This is a genomic window from Noviherbaspirillum malthae (assembly GCF_015352985.1).
Classification (GTDB): domain Bacteria; phylum Pseudomonadota; class Gammaproteobacteria; order Burkholderiales; family Burkholderiaceae_D; genus Noviherbaspirillum; species Noviherbaspirillum malthae.
Genome location: NZ_JACYXF010000137.1, coordinates 1 through 6,187, shown reverse-complemented (window position 1 = coordinate 6,187; position 6,187 = coordinate 1). Strand labels below are relative to the sequence as shown.

The following is a 6,187-nucleotide window of genomic DNA, read 5'->3' as shown; positions in this document are numbered from 1 at the left end:
GGCAGTAACGATAGGTAAGGCGCAACGAAGTCCCATTCTTCGTCTTGCACGTCGCTTGGATAGGGTTTTCTGGCAGCCATGCCGCCATGGACTTGTTGCTATTTCATTAGTTCATAACAGCCTCTAGATGAAATTTTCCCCAAGCGATACCCGACGAAGCAGGACTTGGGGAATTCCCATAGTCCTTCGTTCCTTAGGTAATTATCTAAAAACTTTCTCTTTGAGTCGCTGACAATCTTGAATTGGATAGCGATATATGTCAAGATATTGATATGAAAGTGAGAAATGTAGCAATTTCAAATGCTTCTTGATGGAGTTTCGCTTAAAAAAGCGTAACCATCTAGACGCAAATAGATGAAAGCTTACTTGTGGTTGGATGGTTGATATGATGACAATACTCTTCTCAGAAGGCAGTACTCCGAGTTCTTGTGTGCTATTTCAAGGCCTATCTGCCTTAAGGATCGATCGAGAATAGGTAGCCCATCGTCGGAAAGGAGAAGTTGTGGCAATCTTTTTGATTGGTATTTGCTATACCTGCAAGTGTCAGGGTGGATTTCCTTTCCCAAGCCACTAAGTCCAGGTATTGACGTCACTCCGGCTGTCCGGTGAACGGCCATTGTTTGTGTCCTGAGACTGGCGTTGAGTGAAAATCAATATTCTAATAAGACGGAGACGTGATGGATGATGTGATACTCGAGACTAAACATCTCACCAAGGAATTCAAGGGTTTTACTGCCGTGAGCAACGTGAACCTCCGCGTCAAGCGTGGCGATATTCATGCTCTGATTGGTCCCAACGGAGCTGGCAAGACTACCTGCTTCAATTTGCTGACGAAGTTCCTTCAACCGACCACAGGGCAGATTATCTTCAATCAGCAAGATATCAGCCGGGCCGCTCCGGCTAGCATTGCCCGCCGAGGTATCATCCGCTCTTTCCAAATCTCTGCCGTCTTTCCGCATTTGACTGTGCTGGAAAACGTTCGAGTCGGCTTGCAGCGCCGGTTACACACTTCTTTTCATTTTTGGAAGAGCAGCCAATCGCTGTCCACGCTGGACGATCGCGCAATGGCGCTCCTCGACGAAGTGGACTTAGGCACCCTCGCCGACACCCAGACCGTTGATCTTCCCTACGGCAGGAAACGGGCCCTTGAGATCGCCACCACACTGGCCATGGAGCCTGAACTGATGCTGCTTGATGAGCCAACTCAAGGAATGGGACATGAAGACGTCAGTAGGGTCACCGAGCTGATCAAGAAGGTCTCTACTGGCCGCACCATTCTCATGGTCGAGCACAATATGGCAGTGATTTCTGGCATCTCTGACCGCATTACTGTGCTGCAGCGTGGCAGCATCCTAGCCGAGGGCTCCTATCGTGATGTTTCCAGCAATCCGCAGGTGATGGAAGCCTATATGGGCAGCGCCAGTGCCGAACTACAGGGAGCTCACTGATGAGTGCCGTACTTGATACTAACGCGGAAACCACAACGACCCATCTGTTGCAGGGCCGTGATGAAGTTCTTCATATCTCGGGTCTGCATGCCTGGTACGGCGAGTCTCATATCCTGCACGACGTGAATCTGACTGTTTACCGGGGTGAGGTCATTACTTTGCTTGGCCGGAACGGGGCCGGGCGGACCACGGCCCTGCGTGCCATCATGGGCCTGACGGGTACTCGCAAGGGTTCCATCCGGATCGCAGGCACCGAGGCAATCAGTCTGCCGACCTATAAGATTCCCCATCTGGGTGTTGGCTACTGCCCAGAGGAGCGTGGCATCTTTTCGTCGCTGTCGACGGAGGAAAACCTGATGCTGCCGCCGTTGCTCTCCGGTGGCGCCAGGGGGATGTCGGTTGATGAGATCTACGAGATGTTCCCAAATCTCAGGGAGAGGCGCCATAGCCAAGGCACCCGCCTGTCCGGCGGCGAGCAGCAAATGCTGGCGGTCGCTCGAATCTTGCGTACCGGCGCCCGCATTCTTCTGCTTGATGAAATCTCCGAAGGCCTGGCGCCTGTGATTGTGCAGACCCTGGCTCGCATGATCCTCACGCTCAAGGCTAAAGGTTATACCATCATTATGGTGGAACAGAACTTCCGCTTCGCCGCACCGCTGGCCGACCGCTTCTATGTCATGGAACATGGTCAGATTGTTGAGCAATTCCCGGCGGGTCAACTGCAGGAGAAGATGCCTGTACTCAATGAATTGCTGGGCGTGTAAGGAGGCATGTGATGACTGATATTTTTGGTATTCCACCACAGGCCTTGCTCAGCCAGTTGCTTCTTGGCTTGGTCAACGGCTCATTTTACGCAATGCTATCGCTCGGGCTGGCCGTCATTTTCGGGCTACTCAACGTAATCAACTTTGCCCATGGCGCGATGTACATGGTTGGTGCTTTTCTGGCGTGGATGGGCTTGACCTATTTCGAGGTCAATTACTTCGTCATGCTGCTGGCAGCGCCGTTGCTGGTCGGCGTCATGGGCGTGATCCTTGAGAAGACCATGCTGCGATGGCTTTACAAACTTGATCATTTGTATGGGTTGCTTCTGACGTTTGGCGTAACCCTGCTGCTTGAAGGACTGTTCCGATCGTTTTACGGAGTCTCCGGACAACCTTACGCGGTACCGGAACTGCTGGGCGGGGCGTTCAACCTTGGCTTCATGATGCTGCCCAAGTACCGCGCCTGGGTCGTGGTCGCCTCGCTGGTAGTATGCCTGTCTACATGGTATGTCATTGAGAGAACGAAGCTTGGCGCGTATCTTCGGGCTGGCACCGAAAACCCCAAGCTGGTGGAGGCGTTTGGCATCAATGTACCGTTGATGGTGACGCTCACCTATGGTTTCGGCGTTGCGCTGGCCGCGTTTGCAGGCGTGCTGGCGGCGCCGGTGATCCAGATTTCACCGCTGATGGGGTCGAATTTGATTATCGTGGTGTTTGCAGTTGTGGTAATCGGCGGGATGGGTTCAATCATGGGCTCCATTCTCACGGGCCTCGGGCTTGGGTTGGTAGAGGGCCTGACGCGAGTGTTTTACCCGGAGCTATCGGCTACTGTTGTCTTCATCATCATGGCCATCGTTCTGATGATTCGTCCCGCCGGCCTGTTCGGCAAAGAGAAATAGAAGGGTATGACCATGAACAAGAACCTAGGATACGTAGTGTTGCTGGCTGTGGCATTGGCGGCGCCGGTGTTCATTTACCCGGTATTCCTGATGAAAGTGCTGTGCTTTGCGTTGTTTGCTTGTGCATTCAATCTGCTCATTGGCTTTACCGGCCTGCTGTCGTTCGGCCATGCGGCTTTCTTTGGTGGTGCCGGGTATATTACCGGTTATCTGCTCAAGACGACAAGGGTGCCGTTTGAACTCAGCTTGATTCTGGGAGCTGCTTTCGCCGCGCTTGTTGGACTGATCATCGGCGCGTTGGCGATTCGCCGCCAGGGAATCTACTTCACCATGATCACGTTAGCGTTGTCGCAGATGCTGTTTTTTGTGTTTCTGCAATCACCGTTCACAGGGGGAGAGGATGGCCTGCAGGGTGTGCCACGTGGAAAACTGTTTGGGATGATCGATCTGGCCAATGACATGTGGATGTACTACACCGTGCTGACCATTGCGGTAGCCAGCTTTATGCTAATTACGCGCACGGTCCATTCTCCATTCGGCCAGGTGCTCAAGGCGATCAAGGATAACGAACCGCGAGCAATCTCGCTGGGCTACGATACCGACCGCTACAAATTGCTGGCGTTTGTGTTGTCAGCGGCATTGGCTGGGCTGGCAGGGGCGACAAAAGCGGTGGTGCTAGGGTTTGAAACGCTTACAGATGTGCACTGGACGATGTCAGGTCTGGTAGTGCTGATGACGTTGGTGGGGGGGCTTGGGACGCTGACCGGACCGATTGTAGGGGCAGTGATCATCATTGTGCTTGAGAACAAGCTGGGTGATTTTGGCACGGCGATGGCGCGGCTAACAAACATTGAGTGGTTCAACTCCATTGGAGAGTCAGTCACCATCGTGACGGGCTTCATTTTTATCGTATGCGTCTTGGCGTTCCGTCGTGGTGTCGTCGGGGAACTTGCCGGCCTATTCGGACGAGTAAAAATACATAGGACGGGCTAACTTAGAAAAACTGCTCGCCCAGAGGCATCTATACAGCTAGTGGTGCTATTGCTTAACCTAAAGCTGTATGGTTTTAGCCTTCTAGGTTCAGCTCTTCCTATGGCAGGCATCTCGACAAATCAGAGGACATCAGAGCGAACTGGTAATTTCAAATCTACCCCTCGATGTGGCCGCGAAGGTTAACTCAAGAACTGACTTATTATATGGCATCACTAGTTGAACAATACGGCCCACGCGAAGCGATGGAATACGACGTCGTCATCGTCGGCGGCGGCCCGGCCGGCCTGTCGGCCGCCATCCGCCTCAAGCAACTGGCCGCCGAACAGGGCCGTGAGGTCTCCGTCTGCGTGCTGGAAAAAGGCTCCGAGGTCGGCGCACATATTCTCTCCGGCGCTGTCATGGACCCGATCGCCATGAACGAGCTGTTTCCCAACTGGAAGGAACTCGGCGCCCCGCTCAACACCCCCGTCACCGAAGACCAGTTCCTGTTCCTGACCGAAAAGAAAGCCACCAAGACACCTGGCTGGGCGCTGCCCGCCTGCTTTCAGAACCACGGCAACTATGTGATCTCGCTGGCCAACGTGGTGCGCTGGCTCGGCCAGCAGGCCGAATCGCTCGGCGTGGAAATCTTCCCCGGCTTCCCGGCGGCCGAGGTGCTGTACAACGAGGACGGTTCGGTCAAGGGCGTGGCCACCGGCAACATGGGCGTGGACCGCGAAGGCAATCCGACCGATGCCTTCCAGCTCGGCATGGAGCTGCATGCGAAATACACCTTCTTTGCCGAGGGCTCGCGCGGCCATCTCGGCAAGCAGCTCATGACCAAGTACCAGCTCAACAAGGATGCCGATCCGCAGACCTATGCCATCGGCATCAAGGAGCTGTGGGAAATCGATCCCACGATGCACAAGCCGGGTCTGGTGATCCATACCGCCGGCTGGCCGCTCGATGCCGACACCTATGGCGGCTCCTTCCTGTATCACCTGGAAAACAACCAGGTCGCGGTCGGCTACGTGGTGGGTCTCGCCTACCAGAACCCCTACCTGTCGCCGTATGAGGAGTTCCAGCGCTACAAGACGCACCCGGAAATCCGCAAATACTTCGAAGGCGGCAAGCGCATTTCCTACGGCGCGCGGGCGCTGACGGCAGGCGGCCTGCAATCGCTGCCCAAGCTGACCTTCCCGGGCGGCGTGCTGATTGGCTGCGATGCGGGCTTCCTGAATGCGTCGCGCATCAAGGGCAGCCATGCGGCGATGAAGACCGGCATGATGGCAGCCGTTGCCGCATTCGAGGCACTGGGCGCCGGACGCGCGCAGGACGAGCTGACCGCCTATCCGGAAGCCTTCAAGACCTCCTGGCTGCATGAAGAGCTGTACAAGGGCCGCAACTTCAAGCCGTTCATGACGCAGGGCCTGTACAAGGGCACGCTGATGGTGGGCATCGATCAGTTACTGCTCCGCGGCAAGGCGCCGTGGACGCTGCGTCACAAGCATGCCGACCATGAGTGCCTGCGCCCGGCATCGGACTTCAAGCTGATCGTCTATCCGAAGCCCGACGGCAAGCTGACCTTCGACCGCCTGTCCTCAGTGTTCATCTCGAACACCAACCATGCGGAAGAGCAGCCGGTGCACCTGACGCTTAAGGACCCGAGCGTGCCGGTCAACATCAACCTGGCGCAGTATGCGGGGCCGGAACAGCGCTACTGCCCGGCCGGCGTGTACGAATATGTGCAGAACGATGCCGGCCAGGACCGCCTGCAGATCAACGCGCAGAACTGCGTGCACTGCAAGACCTGCGACATCAAGGATCCGACCCAGAACATCGTCTGGGTTACGCCGGAAGGCGGCGGCGGACCGAATTACGCGGGGATGTAAGCCGAAGCGCGAAAAGTGAGTGGTGACAACTTAGGGCAGGGGGTGACTGTTAGAGCATAAACAAAGGTCACTGGTCTCCATAACTGAGGTATAACGGAATGTTGTGGATGAGGGGTAGTTGAAGAAGGCGGCGGATGCTGCTGAAATAAGGTTGTCTAGACCGAAACATTTCAGCAGAAAGGAATCCGCCACCATGGGTGACGATAGAGTTA

The 6,187-nt window shown here is 55.3% G+C and carries 5 protein-coding genes; all 5 read left to right on the top strand.

What is annotated here, in order from left to right:
• Positions 1 to 677: 677 nt before the first annotated feature.
• The 5 genes from IGW03_RS36965 (at position 678) to IGW03_RS36945 (ending at position 5,975) form a co-directional block, all read left to right on the top strand.
• Complete coding sequence (locus IGW03_RS36965; protein ID WP_194727370.1) at positions 678 to 1,448, top strand: ABC transporter ATP-binding protein; 771 nt, start codon at positions 678 to 680, stop codon at positions 1,446 to 1,448.
• Positions 1,448 to 2,212, top strand: coding sequence for an ABC transporter ATP-binding protein (locus IGW03_RS36960; RefSeq protein WP_194727369.1), 765 nt, complete (start codon positions 1,448 to 1,450; stop codon positions 2,210 to 2,212). Before IGW03_RS36965 ends, IGW03_RS36960 begins: the two co-directional genes overlap by 1 nt.
• Before the next feature lie 11 nt (positions 2,213 to 2,223).
• Positions 2,224 to 3,111 (top strand): branched-chain amino acid ABC transporter permease, encoded by an 888-nt coding sequence (locus tag IGW03_RS36955; RefSeq protein ID WP_194727368.1) that lies wholly within the window; start codon positions 2,224 to 2,226, stop codon positions 3,109 to 3,111.
• Positions 3,112 to 3,123: 12 nt separating this feature from the next.
• Positions 3,124 to 4,104 (top strand): branched-chain amino acid ABC transporter permease, encoded by a 981-nt coding sequence (locus IGW03_RS36950; RefSeq protein WP_194727367.1) that lies wholly within the window; start codon positions 3,124 to 3,126, stop codon positions 4,102 to 4,104.
• A gap of 203 nt (positions 4,105 to 4,307) precedes the next feature.
• Entirely contained in the window at positions 4,308 to 5,975 is a 1,668-nt protein-coding gene (locus tag IGW03_RS36945) for an electron transfer flavoprotein-ubiquinone oxidoreductase (protein ID WP_194727366.1), read from the top strand.
• Positions 5,976 to 6,187 lie beyond the last annotated feature (212 nt).